Genomic DNA, 21,934 nt, shown 5'->3' with positions numbered 1-21,934 from the left:
CGCAGTCTCGCCATTCGATGCCTTGCTGGCACAGAAAGCGATGGTCGAAAGCGCCGAAAGAAACACCAGCCGGCGCTCGAATCTGGTCATCAGGACATGCGTCTAATGCGAAAGCTCTCGCTTAATCTCAGCGCGTTCCTCTTCCAGCGTGCCGAAATTCTGCGGGCGGTTCGCGCGGTTATACCAGTACTCGGCGTTGCCCTTGTCACCTTCGATCCGGTGAAGATGAGCGTGGATCCAGGCCGCTTCTCGCGACGCGTTCTCCTGGACAATGCTGTGCGCCCGATCCCATTCGCCAGCTTCAAGCGCCTCGATCGCGGTTTTCAGGTCGTTGGCCATCTCTTTCCTCCCAAAGTCATCCGGGGCGCCGAGATCCTTGTTTCCTGACCATCCGGATGGCGACGCTTAGATTACGCCGCTTCTTTCCCGCCGGCCCGGCAGAGCAAGCGCCCTTTGCGGATAATGTTGGTTGCCGCTTTCCGGTTTCATCGAGAAAGAAATGGCTCTCAAAAAAGGCTGGGTTCGATCGCGCAAAGACCGGAGATCACGCTGGGCTCTTGGAGGTCGATAAAGTTCGATCGGCTAGAGATTCCATTTGGCTGCTCAAAGAGGAGGCGTCAGTCCTGGCCGTCGGACCTCAGCATATCTTCTTCGGTCGCGATCGCCCGCGCGACGATCTTTTCCCAGAATTCGCCGTAAAGGTCCGGGTCCAGCCCCCGCGCCTCGGCATGGGAGCGGGCATTGTCGACCACCGCCTTGACGCGCTCGGGCACATCGGCTGGGATACCACTGGGCGCCTTGATGGCAGGCGCCCGGCGGATATAGCCCATCCGCTCGGCGAAGAGATCGAACAGGGCGGTATCGACCCGATCGATCTCGCGCCGGAGTTCGTCCATCGTCGTGCAATCCAGCGGTGCGCGCGGCTCCAATGTCATCGGCAGATCAACCTCACCACCATTTGTTGGGCGAGAATCGGCCGGCCGCCTGCTCGATCACGGAGCCCGCAGCAAACAGCGTCTCTTCGTCGAAGGGGCGACCGATCAGCTGCAGGCCGAGCGGCAGACCATCGGCCGAAAGCCCCGCCGGAACGGCGATACCCGGCAGGCCAGCCATGTTCACCGTCACCGTGAAAACGTCATTGAGGTACATCTTTACAGGGTCGGAGGCCATTTCCTGATCACCGATACCGAAGGCCGCGGACGGCGTCGCCGGCGTCAGAAGCGCGTCGACACCATCAGCGTAGACTGTCTCGAAGTCGCGCTTGATCAGCGTGCGGACCTTCTGGGCCTGCAGGTAGTACGCATCGTAATAGCCTGCCGACAGCACATAGGTGCCGATCATGATGCGGCGCTTGACCTCGCGGCCGAAGCCCTCGGCGCGGGTGTTTTCGTACATTTCGGCGATATTGCCGCCGGGAACACGCAGGCCATAGCGAACGCCGTCATACCGGGCGAGGTTGGACGAGGCCTCCGCCGGCGCGACGATGTAATAGGCCGGCAGCGCATATTTCGTGTGCGGCAGCGAGACGTCGACGATTTCCGCGCCGGCATCCTTCAGCCAAGCGATACCCTGCTGCCAGAGCGTCTCGATCTCCTCCGGCATGCCCTCCATGCGGTATTCCCTCGGGATACCGATCTTGAGGCCCTTCACCGACCGACCGACCGCAGCCTCGTAGTCCGGCACTTCACGGTCGACGGAGGTCGTGTCCTTGGCATCGCTCGAAGCCATCGACTTCAGCAAAATCGCCGAGTCCCGAACGTCCCGAGCGATCGGTCCGGCCTGATCCAGAGATGAGGCGAAGGCAACGATGCCCCAGCGCGAGCAACGGCCATAGGTCGGCTTGATTCCAACGGTGCCGGTCAGGGCTGCCGGCTGGCGGATCGAACCGCCCGTATCCGTCGCCGTTGCACCAGCGCAGAGATGGGCCGCGACCGCAGCTGCCGAACCGCCCGAAGAACCGCCGGGCACCATATCGGCATTCGAGCCGGCCTTGCGCCACGGGTTTTTCACCGGACCGTAATAGGAGGTCTCGTTCGACGAGCCCATGGCGAACTCGTCCATGTTCAGCTTGCCGAGCATGACCGCGCCGTCGGCCCACAGGTTGGCGGTGACGGTCGACTCGTAGCGCGGCGCAAAGCCTTCGAGGATATGGCTTGCGGCCTGGGTGTGGACGCCCTCGGTCGCAAAAAGATCCTTGATGCCGAGAGGAATACCTTCCAGCGGACCGGCCTCGCCCTTGCCGATCTTCTCGTCGGACGCTTTCGCCATGGCGCGGGCCTTGTCCGGCGTCACCGCGATATAGGCGTTGAGCGCGCCGTTTGCCTGATCGATCGCGCCGAGATAGGCGTCGGTCAGCTCGATCGAGCTGATCTCTTTCTTGGTCAGCTTGTCGCGCGCTTCGGCGATGGTGAGGCCGGTGAGATCGGTCATTCGCTCAGTGTCTTCTCATAGAAACGACTGTATTCGGACGCGGGATAGTCGAGCACCGCGCCACATTCGGAAAACCCCAGGCCTTCATAAAGGGCCCAGGCAGGCCGGTATTCGTCCTGTGCGCCGGTTTCGAGCACGACGCGGTCGAGGCTCTTCGTGCGGGCCCGCTCGATGATGGCCGAGAGGATCGCCCGGCCGAGCCCCTTACCGCGCAACACCGGATCGGTGTACATGCGCTTGACCTCGCCGACGCCATCTTCATGGGTCTTCAGCGTGCCCATGGCGACCGCCTCGCCCGCCCTGTTGCGGCAGACGAAGACCGTGATATCGGCGCGCGTCATCTCGTCGAAATTCAGGCCGAAATCGTATTCGGCGGGCGCGAGCGGCAGCAGCGCCTCGTCGAGCTTCATCACGAGACTTCGCACATCGTCGCCAAGAAACCGTTCGGCACGGACGGCATAGGTCAAGACGGCCTACTCCACGACTTTCGGAACCATGAAGAAATTGTCTTCCGAAACCGGCGCATTGGCGACAATGTCGGCGGCCTTGTCGCCGTCGGTGACGCCGTCCTTGCGCTTCTTCATCTCCATCGGCGTGACCGACGTCATCGGTTCCACGCCCGAGACATCCACTTCGGACAGCTGCTCGACGAAGCCGAGAATGGCGTTCAGCTCTTCCTGCATCGCCGGAACCTCGTCATCCGAAAGGGCAATGCGGGACAGCTTGGCTACGCGGCGAACGGTATCGGCATCGACGGACATGCCTGACCTTTTTGTCTCATGGCAGTTTCAATGATTTCGGCGAGCTATAACCATGGCTGCCGCGGTGCGCAACGGCGGCGCAACATCCCGCTGGCCGCCGCTTGACTTCCTGTCGGGCCGCCCCGTCAGATCTCGAAGGCTTCACCGATCGGCGGCATCTTCACCTTCTCGCCCTCGGCTTCCATCGCCTCGACGAACTTATCGGGATTCTCGTCGAGGATCGGCAGCGTGCCGTAATGCATCGGGATGATCGTGTCGAAGTTGAAATAGCGCCGGCAGGCGATCGCCGCGACGGCACCGCCCATGGTGGTGCGGTCTCCGACCGGAACCATGCCGATCTTCGGCTGATGCAGCTCCTCGATCAGGGCCATGTCCCCGAAGATATCGGTGTCGCCCATGTGATAGAGCGTGGGACCGCTGTCGAAGTGAAGCACGATGCCGTTCGGCTGTCCAAGATAGGTGACCGTTCCGTCGTCCTCTAGATGCCCTGAAGAATGGAAGGCCTGAACGAAGGTCACCGAGAAATCGTCGAAGCTCGCCGTGCCGCCGGTATTCGCTGGCTGGGCGTTCTCGACGCCCTTGTTGCCAAGCCACTGGGCAAGCTCGAAGGTCGCGATCACCTGTGCACCGGTTCGCTTCGCGATGTCCACCGTGTCACCCACATGGTCGAAATGGCCGTGGCTGAGGACGATGTGGGTCGCACCTTCGGTGACAGCCTTCACATCGCCATCGAAATGCGGATTGTCGCTGAGGAATGGGTCGAGCAGGATGACGGACTTGCCGGTCTCGATCTTGAAGGCCGAATGGCCGAAATACGTGATCTTCATGAGGATCGCCCTTTCGTGGATCGATAAGAAACGCCCACAGATCCACGCAAGTTGCGCCGACTTGGGCCTTGCCGGGCTAAGTGCGGACCGCTAGCCAAGCGTCAAGGTGCTGCACTGCGCCAAAGGGCGACACGCTTGCGGCCAATCGTCGAACGGTAAGAAAGGTGAAGTGATGGCGCTCGTCGAGATCGAGGAATTTGCCGAAGCGCTGGCGCTCGGCAGGCCGCTGGCCGGGCTCGACCTCGGCACGAAGACGATCGGCGTCGCCGTGTCCGACCGCTCCTTCCGCTTCGCCAATCCCCGACCGGTCCTGAAGCGCAAGAAATTCACCCAGGACGCCGAAACATTGAAAGCGATGCTCGACGCAGACGAAGTCGCCGCGATCGTTCTGGGGCTGCCACTCAATATGGATGGATCGTCAGGCCCTCGTGCCCAGGCAACAAAAGCCTTCGCACGCAACTATGCCGCGATCGACGACCGGCCGATGCTGTTTTGGGACGAGCGCCTCTCGACCGTCGCGGCGGAGCGCAATCTTCTCGACGTGGATATGTCGCGAAAAAAGCGCGGCGAGCGGATCGATTCCGCCGCCGCCGCGATCATTCTTCAAGGTGCGTTAGACCGCCTCGCGAACCTCTCGCGATCCATGGGCGATTGATTCGTAGCGCTCCTGAAACCGATCCGATCCTGCCGGATTGCGCCATTCTCGAATGAACGACGCGATCTTCTTGCGACGACGAAAGGCAAGGATCGCAAGAATGATCGCCGTGTCGAGCACGATCGCTTCGGCGATCAGCCAAGCGATGGCGTCGGCATCGAGTCCGAGAAGCGCCTCGTAGACGGCGAAGGTCTTGTCGAAGACCTCGCGGGAGAAGACCACGTAGCCGACGTCTGCCCGGGCGGAAAAGAACCAGCCCCAGAAGGCGGAGAGCGGCAGGAGCCAGAAGAGGATAAAGGCGCGCATCGGGTCTACTCGCTCCGATCGTTGCGGTCGGAACCGCGCTGGTTTTCAATCTGGCGCATGATCGCCTCGAAAGCCTGGTCGCTCTCGCTCTCATCCGCCTGCATCATGTGATCGAACAGCAGCGCTCCAAGCGTGAATGCGAGCGCAAGACAGACGCCCGCACCACTGCCGAAGAGGCCCGCGACAGGCGAACCGGCGACAATCGCCGACAGCCAGAAGGCGAAGATCGCGGCAAGACCTGCACCGGCAGCCTGCTCGCCGCTTCCTGCCTCATCGCGATCATGTGAATTGAGCCGAAAGATCGAGACACCGAAGACGACACCGATCGCGATCAGCAGGGCCGCGAACGGCTCTGCGCCAACAGCGCTCACTCCGAGCGCATCCCCCTGCCGCATCATTGCGAGCAGATCATCGAGGCGCGGCTGCATGGCGGCAGGAAAGACCTGCGCTTCGATCAGGAGCCGCGCCGCGCCGAGACTCAGGAAGGCCGTCCAGGCCGATAGGCAGACTGTCGAGGCCGTTCGCAACATCAAATGCCTTCCCCGTTTGAATTCGTTACCGAAGTGTTAACGGAGTTGTCGCGCTTCGGGTCCGTTCGGCGCAAGCGCAAGCTTTTGTTAACCCTAACGGCGACATCTTGCCTCGCGAACGCCCCTCGCCTATTCACCGCTCTCGATGATGAATTCCGCCAGCCTTTTCGACCGCCGTCACCTGCTCGGCATCAACGGTCTCCAGCCGTCCGAGATCGTTCATCTGCTCGATCGCGCGGAAGAGGCCGTGGCCATCAGCCGCCGGTCCGACAAGAAGAATTCGGTCCTGAAGGGCCGGACGCAGATCAATCTCTTTTTCGAGGCTTCGACCCGGACCCAGGCCTCGTTCGAGATCGCCGGCAAACGCCTCGGCGCCGATGTGATGAACATGTCGGTCGCCAATTCCTCGGTGAAGAAGGGCGAGACGCTCATCGATACGGCGATGACGCTGAACGCGATGCAGCCGGACATCCTCATCGTTCGCCACCACTCGGCCGGCGCGGTGGCGCTTCTCTCCCAGAAGGTCGCCTGCTCCGTCGTGAATGCCGGCGATGGCCAGCACGAGCATCCGACCCAGGCTCTTCTCGATGCACTGACCATCCGTCGCCACAAGGGTTCCGAGTTCCAGCACCTGACGGTCGTCATCTGCGGCGACGTCCTGCACAGCCGTGTCGCGCGCTCGAACATCCTGCTTCTGAACGCGCTCGGCGCGCGGGTTCGCGTTATCGCGCCTTCGACGCTTCTGCCGCGCGGCATCGAGCAGATGGGCGTCGAGATTTTCCACGACATGCACGAAGGCCTGGAGGGTGCCGACGTCGTCATGATGCTTCGGCTCCAGCGCGAGCGCATGGAGGGCGCCTTCGTCCCCTCGGTCCGGGAATATTTCCGATATTTCGGGCTCGACGCCGAAAAGCTCGCCCACGCCAAGCCCGACGCACTCGTGATGCATCCGGGGCCGATGAATCGCGGCGTCGAGATCGCGTCCGATATCGCCGATGGACCGCAGAGCGTCATCGAGGAACAGGTCGAGATGGGCGTCGCTGTCCGCATGGCGGTCATCGAGACATTGATCGGCCACAACGGAGGTCCGCGATGATCGCTTTCGCGAACCAGACCGCGCTCCATGACCGAAGCAGGCCGCTGCTGATCGACAATGTCCGCGTCGTCGATCCCGCGCGCAATCTCGATGCCAGGGGCGCGATCCTCGTCGAGAATGGCAAGATCCTAGCGGCCGGCCCCGAAGTGCTCAACCAGGGTGCGCCCGAGGGAAGCGAGCATATCGACGGCAAAGGGCTTACCCTCATTCCCGGCCTCGTCGATGCCCGAGTATTCATCGGCGAGCCGGGCGGCGAACATCTTGAGACGATTCGCACCGCCTCCCAAGCGGCGGCCGCCGGAGGCGTGACCTCCATCGTCACCATGCCCGATACCCATCCCGTCATCGACGATGTGGCGATCGCCGAATTCGTCATGCGCACAGCGCGCGAGACGGCGCTGGTGAATGTCTTCCCGGCTGCGGCGATGACGCGCGGCCTCGAAGGCAAGGAGATGACCGAGATCGGCCTCCTGAAGGATGCTGGCGTCGCCGCCTTCACCGATGGCCGCCACACGATCTCCGACCCTTCGCTGCTGCGCCGGATCATGACATATGCCCGCGACCGCGACGCGCTGGTGATGCATTCGACGCAGGACCGGCGCCTTACAGGGCGCGGCGTCATGAACGAGGGGCTTTTCGCGTCCTGGCTGGGCCTGCCCGGCGCGCCTGCCGAAGCCGAGATCATCCCGCTTGAACGCGACCTGCGCCTCGCTGGCCTCACCGCCTGCCGCTATCACGCGGCGGAGGTATCGCTCGCCGAATCGGCCGAGGTCATCCGCACCGCAAAGAAGCGTGGCTTGAGAGCGAGCGCCGGCGTCTCGATCAATCATCTCTCGCTCAACGAAAACGATATCGGCGAGTACCGCACCTATTTCCGGCTATCGCCTCCCTTGCGGCAGGAGAGCGACCGCATGGCGCTGGTCGAGGCACTGAAGGAGGGCGTGATCGACATCGTACATTCCGCCCACGATCCGCAGGATGCCGATGGCAAGCGTCGCCCGTTCGCAGAAGCCGAAAGCGGGGCGATCGGTCTCGAAACCCTGCTCGCCGCAGCGCTTCGTCTGTATTTTTCGAACGATGTTCCCCTGATCCGTCTCCTCGAGACGATGACCTCCGCGCCCGCTCGCCTCCTCGGTCTCGATCGCGGGACGCTGATTGCCGGACGTCCGGCGGATTTCACGCTGGTCGATCTCGATGAGCCGTTCCTGTTCGACGAGACGATGATCCGGTCGAAATCCAAAAATACGGTCTTCGAGAACGCTCGCTTTCAGGGGCGCGTCATGCAAACCTTCGTCGCCGGACGCCGCGTCTACGACGCGAATGCCACAGTCGGAGCGAAGGCCTGAGAGGCACGCGATGGAAAACCTTGCCGAACCGCTTCAATGGGCGATCGCCGCAATCCTCGGCTATCTGTCGGGATCGGTGCCCTACGGCCTGATTTTCGCAAAGCTCTTCGGCCTTGGCGACATTCGCAAGATCGGCTCGGGCAATATCGGGGCTACAAATGCGCTGCGAACCGGCAATAAGGCTATGGCCTTTCTCACGCTGCTCGGTGACGTGCTGAAGGCTACGATTCCGGTGCTCGTCTTCATGCCGCTCGGCGTTCTGTGTGCGGCCATTGCTGGTCTCGCGGCCTTCGTGGGGCACTGCTACCCGGTCTGGCTTCGCTTCGGCGGTGGCAAGGGCGTCGCCACATATATCGGCGTCCTCCTCGGGCTCCTGCCTTGGCTCGCCCTCGTCTTCGCGGTGTTCTGGCTGTCGGTCGCAAAGCTCACGCGTTATTCCTCCCTCGCCGCGCTCGTCGCGACCGTCGCCGTTCCTATTGCTGCGCTCTTGCTTGGTGCGCCTATCATTGCTCTCTTTACCGGCCTCATGACATTGTTGGTCTTCTGGCGCCACCGCACGAATATCCGCCGTCTCCTCGACGGCAGCGAGGGCAAGATCGGAGCGAAGGGGTGAGCGCGGCAGGCGGCCGCAGAAAAGGCGTCGCCTTTACACACGAGATGCAGGTTTCGTGGCTCCGCCTCTACCGGAGTGAGAATGTCGGCCCCGTCACCTTTCGGCAGTTGATCAATCGCTATGGCGGCGCCGAGGCAACACTCGAGGCTCTGCCCGAGCTTGCCGCACGCGGCGGACGCCGGATTGAGGTCGCCGATCGCGGTGCCATCGAGGCGGAATTTGCCCGCGCAAAGAAGCTGGGCGCGGTCTTTTCCTGTATGGGAGAACCGGGTTTCCCGGCGATGTTTGCCTCGGACGATCATTCGCCGCCGGTAATTGCCCGCATGGGCGATTCCGCTCTTTTCGATCTGCCCGCCGTTGCAATCGTCGGCGCGCGAAACGCCTCGCTCTCCGGCATCAAGCTCACCAGGCGCTTCGCTGCCGAATTGGGCGCGGCCGGCTATGTCGTCGTCTCGGGGCTCGCGCGGGGGATCGATGCCGCCGCACACGAAGCGGCGATCACAACAGGCACCGTCGGGGTCTTCGCGGGCGGACTCGACATGCCCTATCCGCCCGAAAACAAACCCCTGATGAGACGGATCGTCGATGAAGGCGGCTGCCTGATCTCGGCGCGCCCCTTTGGCTGGGAACCCCGCGCGAAGGATTTTCCGCGCCGCAATCGTCTGGTCGCAACGCTCGCTCATGGCCTGCTGGTGGTCGAGGCGGCACAGCGTTCCGGCTCGCTGATCTCGGCGCGCCTCGCCAACGAACTCGGCCGCCTCGTCTTCGCGGTTCCGGGGTCGCCGCTCGATCCGCGCGCAGGCGGCAGCAACCAGCTTTTGAAGGATGGAGCGATCCTCGCGACCGAAGCAGCCGACGTCATCGACGCGCTTCGCCCGCTCAACGAGCAGAGAAGATTATCGGGCGAAGACAGTCTTTCTGAACCAGAGGTTGCAGATACAGCAGACGAACCAGCCGAAAACGAGCGCGCCAGGATCTACGAGGCCCTCGGTCCGACGCCAGTCTTCATTGATGACATCGTAGAGCATACGGGTGCCTCACCCGGGGCCGTTCAGCTGGTCATCATAGAACTGGAACTCGCCGGCCGCCTTGAACGCCATCGCGACGGAACGGTGTCTCTCCTACTTTGAGGCCCGACCGGAATTTGCGGCCGTGGTGCGCTTGTCGATCTCCGACTGCGCCTCAAGCCGCGCCATATCAAGGAGATAGGGCAACATCGAGCCCTGCGGCAGACCCGCGACCTGCTTGAGCTGCGGTAGCATGTCCCGCACGTAGCGCAGGCCCGCGATCGCGTCGTCATCTTGCCCGCCCGTCATCCGTCACCCGCCTCTCAATCTTCCGTCCGCCACCGCTAGCCTCGATCATGGGATGCCGCGAGCAAACTAGACGCGAGGGTTATACGAAAAATCTACTAATGGTTGCAACCGCTCTGTCATCCTTTTCGTGACGCTCTTGACCGTGGGAGACGCTATGTCCATGTGACGAGGCGACTTAAGCGGGAAACCGAGCCGGCGATCATGCTGGACCGGCGCGATTTCAGCGAACAATTCATTTGCGGGACAAGAACCATATGGACGTCGTCATCGTCGAATCGCCCGCCAAAGCGAAGACGATCAACAAATATCTGGGCAGCGGCTACAAGGTGCTCGCCTCCTATGGTCACGTGCGCGATCTTCCGGCGAAGGACGGATCGGTGCGTCCCGACGAGGACTTCGAGATGAGCTGGGAGGTCGGCAAACCGTCCCAGAAGCGCCTCACCGAGATCGCCCAGGCGGTCCGCGCGGCCGATGGCCTCGTGCTGGCCACTGACCCGGACAGAGAAGGCGAAGCGATCTCGTGGCACGTCCTCGAAGTGCTGCGCCAGAAAAAGGCCATCGGCAAGAAGCCGGTCAGCCGGGTGGTGTTCAATGCCATCACCAAAAAGGCGGTTCTCGACGCGATCGCCAATCCGCGCGAGATCGACGCGCCGCTGGTCGACGCCTATCTCGCCCGCCGCGCGCTGGATTATCTCGTCGGTTTCACGCTCTCGCCGGTTCTGTGGCGCAAGCTGCCCGGGGCCCGCTCCGCCGGCCGCGTGCAGTCTGTGGCTCTGCGCCTCGTCTGCGACCGCGAGTCGGAGATCGAGCGCTTCAAGCCGCAGGAATACTGGCAGGTTCTGGCGCATCTCGCGACGGAACGGGGCGAGGCCTTCGATGCGCGCCTGACCGCGTTCGAGGGTGACCGGATCCAGCGCCTGTCGATCGGCGACGGTACCCGTGCGAACGATATCAAGGCGATGCTGGAATCGGCGTCCTTCGTCGTTGACAGCGTCGAGGCGAAGCCGACCCGCCGCAATCCCGGCCCGCCTTTCACCACATCGAGCCTGCAGCAGGCGGCCTCCGCCAAGCTCGGCTTCTCGGCGTCGCGCACCATGCAGGTCGCCCAGCGCCTCTACGAAGGCATCGATATCGGCGGAGAGACCACCGGTCTCATTACCTATATGCGAACCGACGGTGTGCAGATGGCGCCGGAAGCGGTATCGAACGCTCGCGAGGCGATCGAGAGCGATTTCGGCAAGCGCTATCTGCCGGAAAAGCCACGTTTTTATGCCACGAAGGCGAAGAACGCGCAGGAAGCCCACGAAGCGATCCGGCCGACCAGCTTCTCGCGCTCGCCGAAGGACGTCGAGCGCTATCTCGACAAGGATCAGCTGCGTCTCTACGAGCTGATCTGGAAGCGCGGCATTGCCAGCCAGATGGCGTCCGCCGAAATCGAGCGGACCACGGTCGACATCGACGCCTCGGCAAACGGCCGAAAGGCGAAGCTGCGCGCAAGCGGACAGGTGATCAAGTTCGACGGCTTCCTTGCCGCCTACGTCGATCACCGTGACGATTCCAAGAACGCTTCAGACAGCGAAGACGACTCGGAAGACGATTCCAACCGTCTGCCGGAGATGAACGCGAAGGAGCGCTCCGAACGCCGCTCGATCGATGCGACCCAGCACTTCACCGAGCCGCCGCCGCGCTATTCGGAAGCCTCGCTCATCAAGAAGATGGAAGAACTCGGCATCGGCCGCCCCTCCACCTATGCGGCGACGCTTCAGACCTTGCAGGACCGCGACTACATCGTGGTCGACAAGCGCAAGCTCCTGCCCGATGCCAAGGGACGGCTCGTCACGGCCTTCCTTCAGAATTTCTTCGATCGCTACGTGGAATATGATTTCACAGCCGATCTCGAAGAAAAGCTCGACAAGATTTCGGCCGGCGAACTCGACTGGAAAGAGGTCTTGCGCGAATTCTGGCGCGAGTTCTCCACCCATGTAGACGAGACCAAGGAACTTCGCGTTTCCGACGTTCTCGATGCGTTGAACGAGGATCTGGCACCGCTGGTCTTCCCTGAGCGGGAAGACGGTACGGAGCCGCGCGCATGCCCACGCTGTGCAGACGGCAAGCTTTCGCTCAAGCTCGGGCGCTATGGCGCGTTCGTTGGCTGCTCGAACTATCCGGAGTGCAATTTCACCCGGCAGCTTGGCACGAGCCTTGCCGTCGACGCCTCGGAAGCCGGTGCGGACGATGGCCCGCGCGAACTCGGAAACGACCCGGAGACGGGCGAGCCGGTCACGCTCAGAACCGGGCGTTTCGGGCCCTACGTCCAGCGCGGCGAGGGCAAGGAAGCGTCCCGCACATCCGTTCCGAAGGGCTGGGAGGTCGGCTCGATCGATCTCGAAAAGGCGCTCAAGCTGCTGACCCTGCCGCGCGAGGTCGGCAAGCATCCCGAGGATGGCGAGCCGATGATCGTCAATCTCGGCCGCTACGGGCCTTATGTGCAGCACCTCAAGACCTACGCCAATGTCGAGAGCATCGAAGACCTTTTCGAGATGGGGCCGAATCGGGCGGTCTCGCTGATCGCTGAAAAGCGCGAGAAAGGCGGCCGTGGACGCGGCGCACCTGCGTCCCTCAAGACGCTCGGCGAGCATCCGCAGTTCGGCGGCGAAATCGAGGTCAAGGACGGGCGGTTCGGGCCCTACGTGACCGTCGCGAAGATCAACGCGACCCTGCCCAAGGGCACAGACCCGCAATCGGTGACGCTCGAACAGGCCATCGAACTGATCAACGCCCGCGCCGAGAAGACCGGCAAGACACCGGGCGCGAAGAAAGCTGCACCGAAGAAGGCCGCGGCCAAGAAGACGACGAAGGCGGCGGACGAGAAAAAGGCTCCGGCCAAGTCTGCGACGAAAAAGAAGGCGCCCGCGAAGAAATCGGAGACCACCACGACCACAAAGGCCAAGGCCAAGGTCGACACGAGCGAAGACAGCGTTCCCTGGGACGCAGACTGAGCACGATGGCTAAGAAGCAAACCCGCTCGCAAATGCCCGAACTCAGCCGCGAGGCCGTCTTGCGGTTCATCGCGGAAAACCCCGGGCGGTCGAGCAAACGCGACATCGCGAAAGCCTTCGACATCAAGGGCGACATGCGTGTCGCCCTCAAGGATCTTCTCGCCGACCTTCAGGCCGAAGGGTTGCTTTCTGGCTCGCGCAAGAGCTTCAAGCGGCCGGGCGCGCTTCCCCCGGTTACCGTCCTCGAAATCCGCTCGCGCGATGGCGACGGCGGTCTTCTCGCCGAACCCGCGGACTGGGACGACGACCAGGACGGAGACCGCCCTCGCCTTTCGGTTCGCCAGAATCCAAAGACCCAGACGGCCGGCCTTGGCGAGCGTATTCTCGCAAAGATCGAGGAAGCGGAGGACGGAACGAAGACCGCCACCGTCATCCGGGTTCTTCAAAAGTCGCGCTCGCTGATGCTCGGCGTCTTTCGGGCGGACAAACATGGCGGCGGGCGCGTCGAGCCGGTCGAGCGCAAGCAGAACGAGATCCTGATCCGGCCCGGCGACGAGAACGGCGCGAAGGATGGCGACCTCGTCGAAGCCGATACCCCCAAGCAACGTCGGACCGGCTTGCTTATCGGGCGTGTGGTCGAGGTGGTCGGCTCGGCGCAGTCGGAGCGCGCGATCTCGGCCATCGCTCTTCACGCCCACGGCATCCCGCACATCTTTCCGGACGGCGTGCTTGAGGAAGCCGAGGCGGCGAAGCCAGCGACGATGGCGCACCGCGAAGACTGGCGCTCAATGCCGCTCGTCACGATCGATCCGCCGGACGCGAAGGATCATGACGACGCCGTTCATGCAGCGCCCGACGATGATCCGAATAACCCTGGCGGCATGATCGTCACCGTCGCGATTGCGGATGTCGCGGCCTATGTCCGCACCGGCACCAAGCTCGACGACGAGGCGAAGCTGCGTGGCAACTCGGTCTATTTTCCGGACGGCGTCGTCCCCATGCTCCCGGAGCGCATTTCCAACGATCTCTGCTCCCTGAAGGAAGGCGTCGACAGGCCGGCCATGGCCGTGCGCATGGTCGTCGACAGCGACGGAAAGAAGCGCTCGCATTCCTTCCACCGCATCATGATGAAGAGCCGCGCCAAGCTCGCCTATGAAGAGGCGCAGGCGGCCTTCGACGGCACACCGAACGAGGTGCCGGCCGACGTCACTGAAACCATGGTTCGCCCGCTTTGGGACGCCTACCGGCTCGTCTCGAAGGCACGGGACGAGCGCTCACCGCTCGCTCTCGATCTGCCCGAGCGCAAGCTGAAGCTTAACGAAGCCGGACGTGTCGCGAAGGTCGTCGTCCCCGAGCGCCTCGACGCCCATCGGCTGATCGAGGAGTTCATGATCCTCGCCAATGTGGCGGCGGCCGAGACATTGGAAAACAAGCGGCAGGCGTTGATCTACCGCATTCACGATTCGCCCTCGCTTGCAAAGCTGGAATCGTTGCGCGACTTTCTTAAGACGCTGGAGATCTCGCTCGCCAAAAGCGGTTCGCTTCGACCGTCGCATTTCAACGGCATCCTCTCTCAGGTCAAAGGCACCGAGAACGAGAGCCTCGTCAACGAGGTGGTGCTGCGCTCCCAGTCCCAGGCAGTCTACGAGCCGGACAATATCGGACATTTCGGCCTCAACCTCGCGCGCTATGCCCATTTCACCTCGCCGATCCGGCGCTATGCCGATCTGATCGTCCATCGCGCGCTCATCACGGCGCTCGGCCTTGGCGATGACGGTCTGACGAAAGAGGACGAAGCCGATCTGGTCGAGATCGCCGAAGCGATCAGTCAGGCCGAACGTCGGGCCATGGCAGCCGAACGAGACACTGTGGACCGGCTGATCGCCCATTTCCTTGCCGATCAGGTCGGCGAGGATTTTCCGGGCCGGATCACGGGCGTCACCAAGGCTGGCCTGTTTGTCGCACTGCCGACCTATGGTGCCGACGGATTCGTTCCCATATCGACGCTGGGTAACGAGTTCTTCCGTTTCGACGAGGCGGCGCGTATGGTCGTGGGCGAGCGAAGTGGTCAGGGCTACCGGCTGGGCGATGCGGTGGAGATTTGCATCATCGATGTCACCCCTCTGGCAGGCTCCATGCAGTTCGAGATGCTGACGCAGCCGCGTAAGCTGCCACGCGGGACCCAGTCGTTTCACAAGAGCCAGAAGCAAACCCGCAATCATCGGCGGTCCTCCAAGAACACTGCCGCAAAGGTGAGGAAACGCAAATGAGCGACGTAACCCATTTCTCGGCGCCTTCGGACGCGATCGCGTCCGCCAACAACACAGCGAGCGAGCGCAATCTCGGCGAGGCCCTGATGCGGGGTTTCATGTGTCGATGCCCGAATTGCGGCGAAGGCAAGCTGTTCAGCGGTTTCGTCAAAAGCGTCGATGCCTGTGAGGCCTGCGGTCAGGAGATTCACCATCACCGCGCCGACGATCTGCCGCCCTACCTCACCATCTTCATCGTGGGCCATCTTGTCGTCGCGCTCTTCATGGCCGTCGAACAGATTTCCGATCTGTCCATGTGGGCGCATCTGGCGATCTGGGTGCCTGTGACGATTCTCCTTTCCCTCGTTCTCATGCAGCCGCTCAAGGGCGCGACGATCGCTCTCCAATGGGCGCTTCGCATGGGCGGCTTCGGCGGGGAGCCTGAGGCGATTGGGTGAGGGACGATCTCGAAGGATTTGAGGCTGCCAGCCAAGGCGACGCTGTTCCGGAGATCGTAGAGCCGCGCCATGCTGCGAGCCTGATTCTCGTCGACAAAACTGGCGACACACCGCGTTTTTTGATGGGCCGTCGCAGCAAGGGACACGGCTTCATGCCGGGCGTCTTCGTCTTTCCGGGCGGCGCAGTCGAAGCCGGCGATCTGGAAATCGCCGATCGCTTTGCTCTTTCTCCGCATGCGCAGGCCCGTCTTGAAGCCCGCACCAACCTCGACAGGGCAATGCTCCCCGCCCTCCCCCTCGCTGCGGTTCGTGAAACCTTCGAAGAGACCGGCCTGATCGTCGGATCGTCCTCCCCCTTCGAAAATCCACCGCAAAACTGGAGCGGCTTTGCAGCTGTCGGGACATGCCCTCGCTGCGACGCGCTCGTGCCGGTCGCTCGGGCGATCACGCCGCCCGACTTTCCCATCCGATTTGATGCGCGTTTCTTTGCCGCGAACGCGGCGAATCTTGTCCCGTCTTCGCACAACGACCGCCACGATGTTTCAGACGAACTGGAAGATCTCGGCTGGTATGATGTCCGTGAACTTGCGGAGATGCGCCTTGCCGAGATCACGCGTCGTATCCTAAGGGACATCGAGAGCCGTCTTCTGGCGGCAACGCTTTTCGATCCGCGGCAGGAAATGCCGTTCTACCATGTCGAGAACGGCGTTTCACACCGCGATCTTTTATGACGCGTCCGGACCGGGAGGCCGGCTCGATGGCGAAGCGGAAATCGGAAGACATCATCGGCGAGGCGGAAGCCCGGCTTGAAAAGATCGACTGGTTGTCCGCGTGTGCCGCGATCGCCTCCATCAGCGCAGTCGGCATCGCCCTGGGCTTGGGCCTCCCATTGCTCAGCGTGATTTTAGAGCAGCGCGGCATCTCTGCGAGCCTGATCGGCGCCAACACGGCTGTCGCGGGCCTTGCCTCGCTGATAGCCGCGCCGCTGATCACCCCGATCGCACGGCGATTTACCGTGCGGCTGACCATGCTGCTGGCCATCCTCGCCAGCGCCCTTTCCGCTGTCGGCTTCTATGTGTTCGAAGCCTTCTGGACCTGGTTTCCCCTCCGCCTCGTCTTCCACTTTTCGATCACCGCGCTCTTCATCCTCTCGGAATACTGGATCAACGCGGCAGCCCCGCCGCGATCGCGCGGTTTCGTTCTGGGCATTTACGCCACCGTGCTCTCGCTCGGCTTCGCGCTGGGGCCTTACATCTTCTCTGTCGTGGGTTCGGAAGGCTTCCTGCCCTTCGGCATCGGTGCAGGCGTCATTCTCTTTGCCGCCTTCCCGCTTCTTCTCGCCTGGAACCGACAACCGCCGCTCGACCGACGCGGCAACGATCGATCCTTCTGGCGATATATCTGGCTCATCCCGACTGCCACCGGCGCGGTCCTTGTCTTCGGCGCCGTCGAGGCCGGCGGATTTGCGCTCTTTCCGATTTTCGGCAACCGCATCGGCTTCACGGAATCGGCCGCAGCCCAGCTTCTGACGGTGATCGGCCTCGGCAATGTCGTCATGCAGATCCCGATCGGCCTCCTGTCGGACCGGGTGAAGGATCGCCGGACGCTTCTCGCGCTCTTCGCAGTCGTCGGCCTGATCGGAACCCTTTTCCTGCCGGCTCTGTCGACGAGCTGGACGCTGATGGCAGGCGTCCTATTCCTGTGGGGCGGGGTCGTCGCCGGCCTTTACACTGTCGGGCTCGCCCATCTCGGATCCAAGCTCTCGGGCTCCGATCTCGCGGCGGCCAACGCCGCGTTCATCTTTTGCTATTCCGCTGGCATGTTAGTCGGCCCGCAAGTGATCGGGCTCGGCATGGATATGTTCGGGCCGAGTGGTTTTGCCTGGTCGCTCGCCATCTTTTTCGGCGCCTATCTGATTCTCGTCTCAAGCCGGCGCTTCTTCGTTCGCTAAAGTGACCGTTCAGACGAGGCGACCCGATGGTCAGCGTTCGCCTGGATGTTTGTGAATCGGATCGACCCAATAGACGTCTTCCGGCTTTTCCACCGGTTCCACGCCCTCGATATTGACCACCACCGCCTCGTTACCGGACCGCATAAGCACGCATTCGAGAGCCTCGTCCGGTGCGGCATTGATCTCCTGATGGGGGACGAAGGGCGGCACGAAAATGAAATCGCCAGGCCCGGCCTCGGCAACATATTCGAGCTTTTCGCCCCATCGCATCCGCGCGCGACCGCTCACCACGTAGATCACGCTTTCCAGCTCGCCGTGATGATGAACACCCGTCTTCGCATCGGGCTCTATGCTGACCGTTCCCGCCCAGATCTTCTGGGCACCGACCCGCGCCAGATTGATGGCCGCCTGACGATACATGCCGGGCGTTTGAGGCGTGTTGTCATCGAGCCGATCGCCCTTTATGACCCGGACGCCGTCATGCTTCCAGTCACGATGTTCATCGGTATTTTCAGCCATAACCATCCTTTCTGACGAATAGGCGCGTACAAAAGAAAAGGCGCGACCGGACGGCCGCGCCTCATCATAAATGACCGGAAGCTTTCTGCCAGTCAGCTCGTCAAAAGGGTTCAGCGACCACGACGACGCTTGTGGCCAAGGCCCATCTGCTTGGCCAGACGCGAACGCGCCGCCGCATAATTCGGAGCAACCATCGGGTAGTCGGCCGGCAGGTCCCACTTGTCGCGGTATTCTTCCGGCGACAGGTTGTAATGGGTCATGAGGTGGCGCTTGAGCGACTTGAACTTCTTCCCGTCTTCCAGGCAGATGATGTAGTCGTCGGTCACAGATTTCTTGATCGGCACGGCCGGCTTGGGCTTTTCGGCCTGCGGCTCCTGAGCCGGCGCCGTCGTGCGACCGAGCGCACCGTAAACATCGGAGATCAGCGCAGGCAGTTCGGAAACCGGCAGCGAGTTGTTGCTGACATAAGCAGCGACGACCTCGGCCGTCAGCTCCATCAGCATCTCATTGTTATCGACCATCGGTTCGATCTGGTCCATCTTGGGCGTCCTTAATCTATGCAACGTCGTTGGTTGCCGGGGCATTTGCTGCCATCTCTTGCATCACGACATACGGCCGGCTTGATGCAACGCCTATAACCCGGGGCAATCGGCTAATATCCCTTGTATTGTTATCGGATTACTTCGTGTCAAGCCCGAAGACCGTTATCCCGTAGTTTTATTTGCAATCACACAAGGAAATGACTGAAGGATTCAGCCTCCACAACAAGCAGCAGGTACGTTGAAACACGGCGGAAAATAGACGAGGTCCTCCAATTACCCACCGCCGCTTACAGACATGCCCTCATATGTTCTTGCCTTCGTGGCCGCGCCGCTCGGATTCTGGCCGCTTGCCAGCACCTGCCAGATACAAGTTCTGTAACGTGGGACTTATTCCCGGACTGGATTCCATTCGATCAAATATGTTCCACTTCCGCCAATGTTCACGCCTGAGTAATTCGGCAGTGAACTTAATAATCAAGCGCGATTCGACGACCTTCGGAAGAGCAAAGAGCAACAGGGCGTAGCATTCTCAAGGAGCCGACAAAGTCGGGGCTGGATCTGCTGATCCCTGGCGCATGCGATCAGCGAACACTGTTGCTCGGACCCAGGGCTCAGAGATTGCGGGGGGTCAATTCCTGCGGCAGTCCTCGAAGCGGGCGATGAGAAAACCGGGCCGGCGACTTTCACCGGCGACACGACTATGGCAGGTTATTGTGCAGCGCAGACTCCAAACCTGGAAGCGCAAGATACGTCCAGCCGCGGGATCCATACCGGACCGCCTGTCGACCACACGAATGGGACATCATTCATGAAGAAAGCCATCCTTCCCGCCGGAGCAATCCTCGCCGCGACGACCGCTACGGCCTTGGCGCATACCGGCACGCTCGCCGAACACAGCTCCTTCTCAGCCGGCTTCATGCATCCGCTCACCGGCCTTGATCACCTGCTTGCGATCGTGCTTGCGGGCGTGTTCGCCGCCGCGCTTGGCGGGAAATACCGCATCGCCCTGCCGCTCGTCTTCCTGGCAGCCATGGGCGCCGGCTTTGCCGTGGCCCTTCAGACAGGCTCGATCCCCTTCGTCGAAGGCGCCATTCTGCTCTCGCTCGTCGCTCTCGGCTTCGCTGTTTCTGGCGTCATTCGGCCCGGTGCGGCAATCTCGCTTGCGATGGTTGGCGGCTTTGCCTTCGCTCACGGTGCAGCCCATGGCGCAGAACTCGGCGGCGCGTCGGCCCTCACCTTCGGTGCAGGTTTCCTTGCCGCGACGGCCGCGGTTCTGGCAGCGGGATGCATCGCGGGTGAGCGCATCCAGGCTGGCGCATTCCCCCTCGCCTCGAAGGTCGCCGGCTTCCTTGCGGTCGGGGCCAGCATGTTCCTTGCCTTGAACTAATGGCAATATCCCGAAACGTTGCATGACGTTTCGGGATCGCGTCACGCGCAGAACGAAGATCGAGAGCGGACTATCAGCGTCGTTGCACCCGGGTCCGTTCCAGCGCTTCGCACACCTCAAAACTCGGGCGGATAAACGCGATGATCCCTGGCGAAATCATCACCAAAGATGGCGAAATCGTACTGAACGAAGCGGTTGGCAGCGTTCGAATGGAAGTCTCGAACGCGGGTGACCGCCCAATCCAAGTGGGCAGCCACTATCATTTCGCGGAGACTAACCCCGCGCTGCAATTCGACAGGCTTGCAGCGCGCGGCATGCGCCTCGACATCGCGTCCGGGACCGCCGTTCGCTTCGAACCGGGCCAGACGCGCGAGGTGCGACTGGTTCCGATTCGCGGGAACCGCAAGGTTTACGGTTTCAACGGCGCGGTCATGGGCGCCCTTTAGACAGCGGCCTCAGGTCAGCCGGCGGCTTTCTGAAGGTCGCCTTCCTCGCGCATCTGATCGCGCTGCTGAAGCTTTTCGGCATGCTCGTACTCGGCTTCCGCCTCTTCGAGCGCGATTCGCGCCGCGTTGATCTGAACCCGCAGATCATTCACCGAATTGCCCAGGTTCTCCCGCCGCGTCCGTGCGGCTTTGGCGAACATCGGATAGGCAAAGTGGGTTTGATCCGTGATGCCGCTCTTCTTTTCCTCCGAGACGATCTGAGCATCGAGATCGCTGCACATGCGGTCGAATTCCGCCATCATCAGCTCGAGCTGCTCCACCTGACGTCTCTTCTCGTTCAGTTTGAACCGCGCGAGACGCGTCAAATTATCTTTTTTCATGCCTCGTTCCCCTTGAGCGTCCGATCGTAAATCGGACCGGTGCGCGCCACTGCTTCGGACAAGGCTCGATTGCTAGCCCTTAACCGTCTGTTTACGCGCAGGGTTAATCATAGGGACGAGGGTTTAAGGCCGAGTAAATCGGAACCGACATGATAAGTCTTGAAAAAGACGAGCGTCGCCAGCCGGCGCACACGGTTTCACTCGATCTTATCGTCCGCAGATGCCTGCGGCCTGGTCCATGACGGGCCGATAGCATTTGTTAACCATCTCGTGCCACCATCATGGCCGAACTAAGACAGAACAGAGCTTTGCCGAACCGATCGAGATTCGGCGCGGCCGGCTGAAGGGAACTTCTTATGCGCGTTCTTTTGATTGAAGACGACAGTGCCGTTGCGCAAAGCATCGAACTGATGTTGAAGTCGGAGAGCTTCAACGTCTACACGACGGATCTGGGGGAAGAAGGCGTCGATCTCGGAAAGCTCTACGATTACGATCTTATTCTCCTTGACCTCAACCTTCCGGATATGTCCGGTTACGAGGTGCTCCGTACGCTTCGTCTCTCCAAGGTGAAAACACCGATCCTCATTCTCTCCGGCATGGCCGGCATTGAGGACAAGGTTCGCGGTCTCGGCTTCGGTGCCGACGACTATATGACCAAACCGTTCCACAAAGATGAACTGATCGCCCGGATCCACGCCATCGTGCGCCGCTCCAAGGGTCATGCGCAGTCGGTCATCAATACTGGCGACCTGACCGTCAATCTCGACGCCAAGACCGTCGAAGTGGGCGGCCAGCGTGTCCACCTCACCGGCAAGGAATACGCCATGCTGGAGCTGCTTTCGCTCCGCAAGGGCACCACGCTGACCAAGGAAATGTTCCTGAACCATCTCTATGGCGGCATGGACGAACCGGAGCTGAAGATCATCGACGTCTTCATCTGCAAGCTCCGCAAAAAGCTTGCAAACGCCACCGGTGGCAAGAACTATATCGAAACGGTTTGGGGTCGCGGCTATGTGCTGCGCGAGATCGAGGAAGAAGTCGCAGCCTGATCAGGCTGCGGCTGAGCCGCACGCCAGTCCCAAAGGTTCGACCCGTTCGGCACTAGCGCCGGGCGGGTTTTTTT

The 21,934-nt window shown here is 61.9% G+C and carries 25 protein-coding genes; 13 read left to right on the top strand and 12 right to left on the bottom strand.

Annotated elements, in window-relative coordinates:
• Positions 1–102: 102 nt before the first annotated feature.
• From ABDX79_RS01165 to ABDX79_RS01140, 6 genes are all read right to left on the bottom strand, one after another.
• Positions 103–339 (bottom strand): hypothetical protein, encoded by a 237-nt coding sequence (locus ABDX79_RS01165; RefSeq protein ID WP_346218425.1) that lies wholly within the window; start codon positions 337–339, stop codon positions 103–105.
• 278 nt (positions 340–617) lie between these two features.
• Complete coding sequence (locus tag ABDX79_RS01160) at positions 618–935, bottom strand: chorismate mutase family protein (protein ID WP_346218424.1); 318 nt, start codon at positions 933–935, stop codon at positions 618–620.
• A 13-nt stretch (positions 936–948) separates the two neighbouring features.
• Entirely contained in the window at positions 949–2,430 is a 1,482-nt protein-coding gene (gene gatA / locus ABDX79_RS01155; RefSeq protein WP_346218423.1) for an Asp-tRNA(Asn)/Glu-tRNA(Gln) amidotransferase subunit GatA, read from the bottom strand.
• The gene (locus tag ABDX79_RS01150; RefSeq protein WP_346218422.1) at positions 2,427–2,897 is read right to left on the bottom strand and encodes a GNAT family N-acetyltransferase; all 471 of its coding nucleotides are present in this window, start codon (positions 2,895–2,897) and stop codon (positions 2,427–2,429) included. Before ABDX79_RS01150 ends, gatA begins: the two co-directional genes overlap by 4 nt.
• A 6-nt stretch (positions 2,898–2,903) precedes the next feature.
• Positions 2,904–3,191 carry an Asp-tRNA(Asn)/Glu-tRNA(Gln) amidotransferase subunit GatC gene (gene gatC / locus ABDX79_RS01145; protein WP_346218421.1) on the bottom strand — a complete coding sequence of 96 codons (288 nt, stop codon included), beginning with the start codon at positions 3,189–3,191 and terminating at the stop codon, positions 2,904–2,906.
• Positions 3,192–3,316: 125 nt separating this feature from the next.
• Positions 3,317–4,018, bottom strand: a complete 702-nt coding sequence (locus ABDX79_RS01140; protein WP_346218420.1) for a metal-dependent hydrolase — start codon at positions 4,016–4,018, stop codon at positions 3,317–3,319.
• Between the two features lie 172 nt (positions 4,019–4,190).
• Between ABDX79_RS01140 and ruvX the strand changes: the two genes are divergently transcribed.
• Positions 4,191–4,673 carry a Holliday junction resolvase RuvX gene (gene ruvX / locus ABDX79_RS01135; protein ID WP_346218419.1) on the top strand — a complete coding sequence of 161 codons (483 nt, stop codon included), beginning with the start codon at positions 4,191–4,193 and terminating at the stop codon, positions 4,671–4,673.
• Here ruvX and ABDX79_RS01130 read toward each other — a convergent pair.
• Together ABDX79_RS01130 and ABDX79_RS01125 are read right to left on the bottom strand one after the other, a co-directional pair.
• On the bottom strand, positions 4,632–4,979 hold the full coding sequence (locus ABDX79_RS01130) for a DUF6105 family protein (protein ID WP_346218418.1): 348 nt from the start codon (positions 4,977–4,979) through the stop codon (positions 4,632–4,634). The two genes, ruvX and ABDX79_RS01130, sit on opposite strands and share 42 nt — an antisense overlap.
• Positions 4,980–4,984: 5 nt before the next feature.
• Positions 4,985–5,509 (bottom strand): hypothetical protein, encoded by a 525-nt coding sequence (locus tag ABDX79_RS01125; RefSeq protein ID WP_346218417.1) that lies wholly within the window; start codon positions 5,507–5,509, stop codon positions 4,985–4,987.
• A gap of 145 nt (positions 5,510–5,654) precedes the next feature.
• On the opposite strand from ABDX79_RS01125, the gene ABDX79_RS01120 reads away from it, so the two are divergent.
• From ABDX79_RS01120 to dprA, 4 genes are read left to right on the top strand one after another with little or no spacing between them, the layout of a single operon-like run.
• Positions 5,655–6,605 (top strand): aspartate carbamoyltransferase catalytic subunit, encoded by a 951-nt coding sequence (locus tag ABDX79_RS01120; RefSeq protein WP_346218416.1) that lies wholly within the window; start codon positions 5,655–5,657, stop codon positions 6,603–6,605.
• Positions 6,602–7,951: a dihydroorotase gene (locus tag ABDX79_RS01115; RefSeq protein ID WP_346218415.1), complete on the top strand. Its 1,350-nt coding sequence runs from the start codon at positions 6,602–6,604 to the stop codon at positions 7,949–7,951. The genes ABDX79_RS01120 and ABDX79_RS01115 overlap by 4 nt, the downstream gene beginning before the upstream one ends.
• A gap of 10 nt (positions 7,952–7,961) precedes the next feature.
• A complete protein-coding gene (gene plsY / locus ABDX79_RS01110; RefSeq protein ID WP_346218414.1) occupies positions 7,962–8,564 on the top strand; it encodes a glycerol-3-phosphate 1-O-acyltransferase PlsY in 603 nt (200 codons plus the stop codon).
• On the top strand, positions 8,561–9,694 hold the full coding sequence (dprA, locus tag ABDX79_RS01105) for a DNA-processing protein DprA (RefSeq protein ID WP_346218413.1): 1,134 nt from the start codon (positions 8,561–8,563) through the stop codon (positions 9,692–9,694). Before plsY ends, dprA begins: the two co-directional genes overlap by 4 nt.
• On the opposite strand, the gene ABDX79_RS01100 is transcribed toward dprA, so the two are convergent.
• Positions 9,686–9,880: a hypothetical protein gene (locus ABDX79_RS01100; protein ID WP_346218412.1), complete on the bottom strand. Its 195-nt coding sequence runs from the start codon at positions 9,878–9,880 to the stop codon at positions 9,686–9,688. The genes dprA and ABDX79_RS01100 overlap by 9 nt on opposite strands.
• 254 nt (positions 9,881–10,134) lie before the next feature.
• Between ABDX79_RS01100 and topA the strand changes: the two genes are divergently transcribed.
• Genes topA through ABDX79_RS01075 form a run of 5 tightly spaced genes read left to right on the top strand, consistent with a single transcriptional unit; the run spans position 10,135 to position 17,537 of the window.
• On the top strand, positions 10,135–12,879 hold the full coding sequence (gene topA / locus ABDX79_RS01095; RefSeq protein WP_346218411.1) for a type I DNA topoisomerase: 2,745 nt from the start codon (positions 10,135–10,137) through the stop codon (positions 12,877–12,879).
• Between the two features lie 5 nt (positions 12,880–12,884).
• Positions 12,885–15,149, top strand: a complete 2,265-nt coding sequence (gene rnr, locus ABDX79_RS01090) for a ribonuclease R (RefSeq protein ID WP_346218410.1) — start codon at positions 12,885–12,887, stop codon at positions 15,147–15,149.
• Complete coding sequence (locus ABDX79_RS01085; RefSeq protein WP_346218409.1) at positions 15,146–15,586, top strand: DUF983 domain-containing protein; 441 nt, start codon at positions 15,146–15,148, stop codon at positions 15,584–15,586. The genes rnr and ABDX79_RS01085 overlap by 4 nt, the downstream gene beginning before the upstream one ends.
• The gene (locus ABDX79_RS01080; RefSeq protein WP_346218408.1) at positions 15,583–16,317 is read left to right on the top strand and encodes an NUDIX hydrolase; all 735 of its coding nucleotides are present in this window, start codon (positions 15,583–15,585) and stop codon (positions 16,315–16,317) included. The genes ABDX79_RS01085 and ABDX79_RS01080 overlap by 4 nt, the downstream gene beginning before the upstream one ends.
• A gap of 26 nt (positions 16,318–16,343) precedes the next feature.
• Positions 16,344–17,537 (top strand): MFS transporter, encoded by a 1,194-nt coding sequence (locus ABDX79_RS01075; RefSeq protein WP_346218407.1) that lies wholly within the window; start codon positions 16,344–16,346, stop codon positions 17,535–17,537.
• A gap of 30 nt (positions 17,538–17,567) precedes the next feature.
• Here the strand turns inward: ABDX79_RS01075 and ABDX79_RS01070 are convergent, their stop codons facing one another.
• The gene (locus tag ABDX79_RS01070) at positions 17,568–18,056 is read right to left on the bottom strand and encodes a cupin domain-containing protein (protein WP_346218406.1); all 489 of its coding nucleotides are present in this window, start codon (positions 18,054–18,056) and stop codon (positions 17,568–17,570) included.
• A 110-nt stretch (positions 18,057–18,166) separates the two neighbouring features.
• Positions 18,167–18,595 (bottom strand): Ros/MucR family transcriptional regulator, encoded by a 429-nt coding sequence (locus tag ABDX79_RS01065; protein WP_346218405.1) that lies wholly within the window; start codon positions 18,593–18,595, stop codon positions 18,167–18,169.
• 811 nt (positions 18,596–19,406) lie between these two features.
• Here ABDX79_RS01065 and ABDX79_RS01060 point away from each other — a divergent pair.
• Positions 19,407–19,985, top strand: a complete 579-nt coding sequence (locus ABDX79_RS01060) for a HupE/UreJ family protein (RefSeq protein WP_346218404.1) — start codon at positions 19,407–19,409, stop codon at positions 19,983–19,985.
• Positions 19,986–20,125: 140 nt separating this feature from the next.
• A complete protein-coding gene (locus ABDX79_RS01055; protein WP_346218403.1) occupies positions 20,126–20,431 on the top strand; it encodes an urease subunit beta in 306 nt (101 codons plus the stop codon).
• Between the two features lie 14 nt (positions 20,432–20,445).
• Here ABDX79_RS01055 and ABDX79_RS01050 read toward each other — a convergent pair whose 3' ends face one another.
• Entirely contained in the window at positions 20,446–20,811 is a 366-nt protein-coding gene (locus tag ABDX79_RS01050) for a flagellar FliJ family protein (RefSeq protein ID WP_346218402.1), read from the bottom strand.
• A gap of 356 nt (positions 20,812–21,167) precedes the next feature.
• Here ABDX79_RS01050 and ctrA point away from each other — a divergent pair, with 356 nt between their 5' ends.
• Positions 21,168–21,860 (top strand): response regulator transcription factor CtrA, encoded by a 693-nt coding sequence (gene ctrA / locus ABDX79_RS01045; protein ID WP_322187248.1) that lies wholly within the window; start codon positions 21,168–21,170, stop codon positions 21,858–21,860.
• Positions 21,861–21,934: the final 74 nt, after the last annotated feature.

It is taken from the genome of Fulvimarina fulva (assembly GCF_039652615.1).
Classification (GTDB): Bacteria; Pseudomonadota; Alphaproteobacteria; order Rhizobiales; family Rhizobiaceae; genus Fulvimarina.
Note: the sequence above shows the minus strand (reverse complement) of the source record. Positions and strands in the feature narration are given on the sequence as shown.

Coding starts and splice junctions, on each gene's coding strand:
- ABDX79_RS01100 (WP_346218412.1), bottom strand. CDS start 9,880: ATGACGGGCGGGCAAGATGACGACGCGATCGCGGGCCTGCGCTACGTG.
- ABDX79_RS01125 (WP_346218417.1), bottom strand. CDS start 5,509: ATGTTGCGAACGGCCTCGACAGTCTGCCTATCGGCCTGGACGGCCTTC.
- ABDX79_RS01130 (WP_346218418.1), bottom strand. CDS start 4,979: ATGCGCGCCTTTATCCTCTTCTGGCTCCTGCCGCTCTCCGCCTTCTGG.
- ABDX79_RS01055 (WP_346218403.1), top strand. CDS start 20,126: ATGATCCCTGGCGAAATCATCACCAAAGATGGCGAAATCGTACTGAAC.
- topA (WP_346218411.1), top strand. CDS start 10,135: ATGGACGTCGTCATCGTCGAATCGCCCGCCAAAGCGAAGACGATCAAC.
- ABDX79_RS01115 (WP_346218415.1), top strand. CDS start 6,602: ATGATCGCTTTCGCGAACCAGACCGCGCTCCATGACCGAAGCAGGCCG.
- gatA (WP_346218423.1), bottom strand. CDS start 2,430: ATGACCGATCTCACCGGCCTCACCATCGCCGAAGCGCGCGACAAGCTG.
- ABDX79_RS01050 (WP_346218402.1), bottom strand. CDS start 20,811: ATGAAAAAAGATAATTTGACGCGTCTCGCGCGGTTCAAACTGAACGAG.
- ruvX (WP_346218419.1), top strand. CDS start 4,191: ATGGCGCTCGTCGAGATCGAGGAATTTGCCGAAGCGCTGGCGCTCGGC.
- ABDX79_RS01120 (WP_346218416.1), top strand. CDS start 5,655: ATGATGAATTCCGCCAGCCTTTTCGACCGCCGTCACCTGCTCGGCATC.
- ABDX79_RS01065 (WP_346218405.1), bottom strand. CDS start 18,595: ATGGACCAGATCGAACCGATGGTCGATAACAATGAGATGCTGATGGAG.
- ABDX79_RS01140 (WP_346218420.1), bottom strand. CDS start 4,018: ATGAAGATCACGTATTTCGGCCATTCGGCCTTCAAGATCGAGACCGGC.
- ABDX79_RS01160 (WP_346218424.1), bottom strand. CDS start 935: ATGACATTGGAGCCGCGCGCACCGCTGGATTGCACGACGATGGACGAA.
- gatC (WP_346218421.1), bottom strand. CDS start 3,191: ATGTCCGTCGATGCCGATACCGTTCGCCGCGTAGCCAAGCTGTCCCGC.
- plsY (WP_346218414.1), top strand. CDS start 7,962: ATGGAAAACCTTGCCGAACCGCTTCAATGGGCGATCGCCGCAATCCTC.
- ctrA (WP_322187248.1), top strand. CDS start 21,168: ATGCGCGTTCTTTTGATTGAAGACGACAGTGCCGTTGCGCAAAGCATC.
- ABDX79_RS01060 (WP_346218404.1), top strand. CDS start 19,407: ATGAAGAAAGCCATCCTTCCCGCCGGAGCAATCCTCGCCGCGACGACC.
- ABDX79_RS01085 (WP_346218409.1), top strand. CDS start 15,146: ATGAGCGACGTAACCCATTTCTCGGCGCCTTCGGACGCGATCGCGTCC.
- ABDX79_RS01075 (WP_346218407.1), top strand. CDS start 16,344: ATGGCGAAGCGGAAATCGGAAGACATCATCGGCGAGGCGGAAGCCCGG.
- ABDX79_RS01070 (WP_346218406.1), bottom strand. CDS start 18,056: ATGGCTGAAAATACCGATGAACATCGTGACTGGAAGCATGACGGCGTC.
- ABDX79_RS01165 (WP_346218425.1), bottom strand. CDS start 339: ATGGCCAACGACCTGAAAACCGCGATCGAGGCGCTTGAAGCTGGCGAA.
- rnr (WP_346218410.1), top strand. CDS start 12,885: ATGGCTAAGAAGCAAACCCGCTCGCAAATGCCCGAACTCAGCCGCGAG.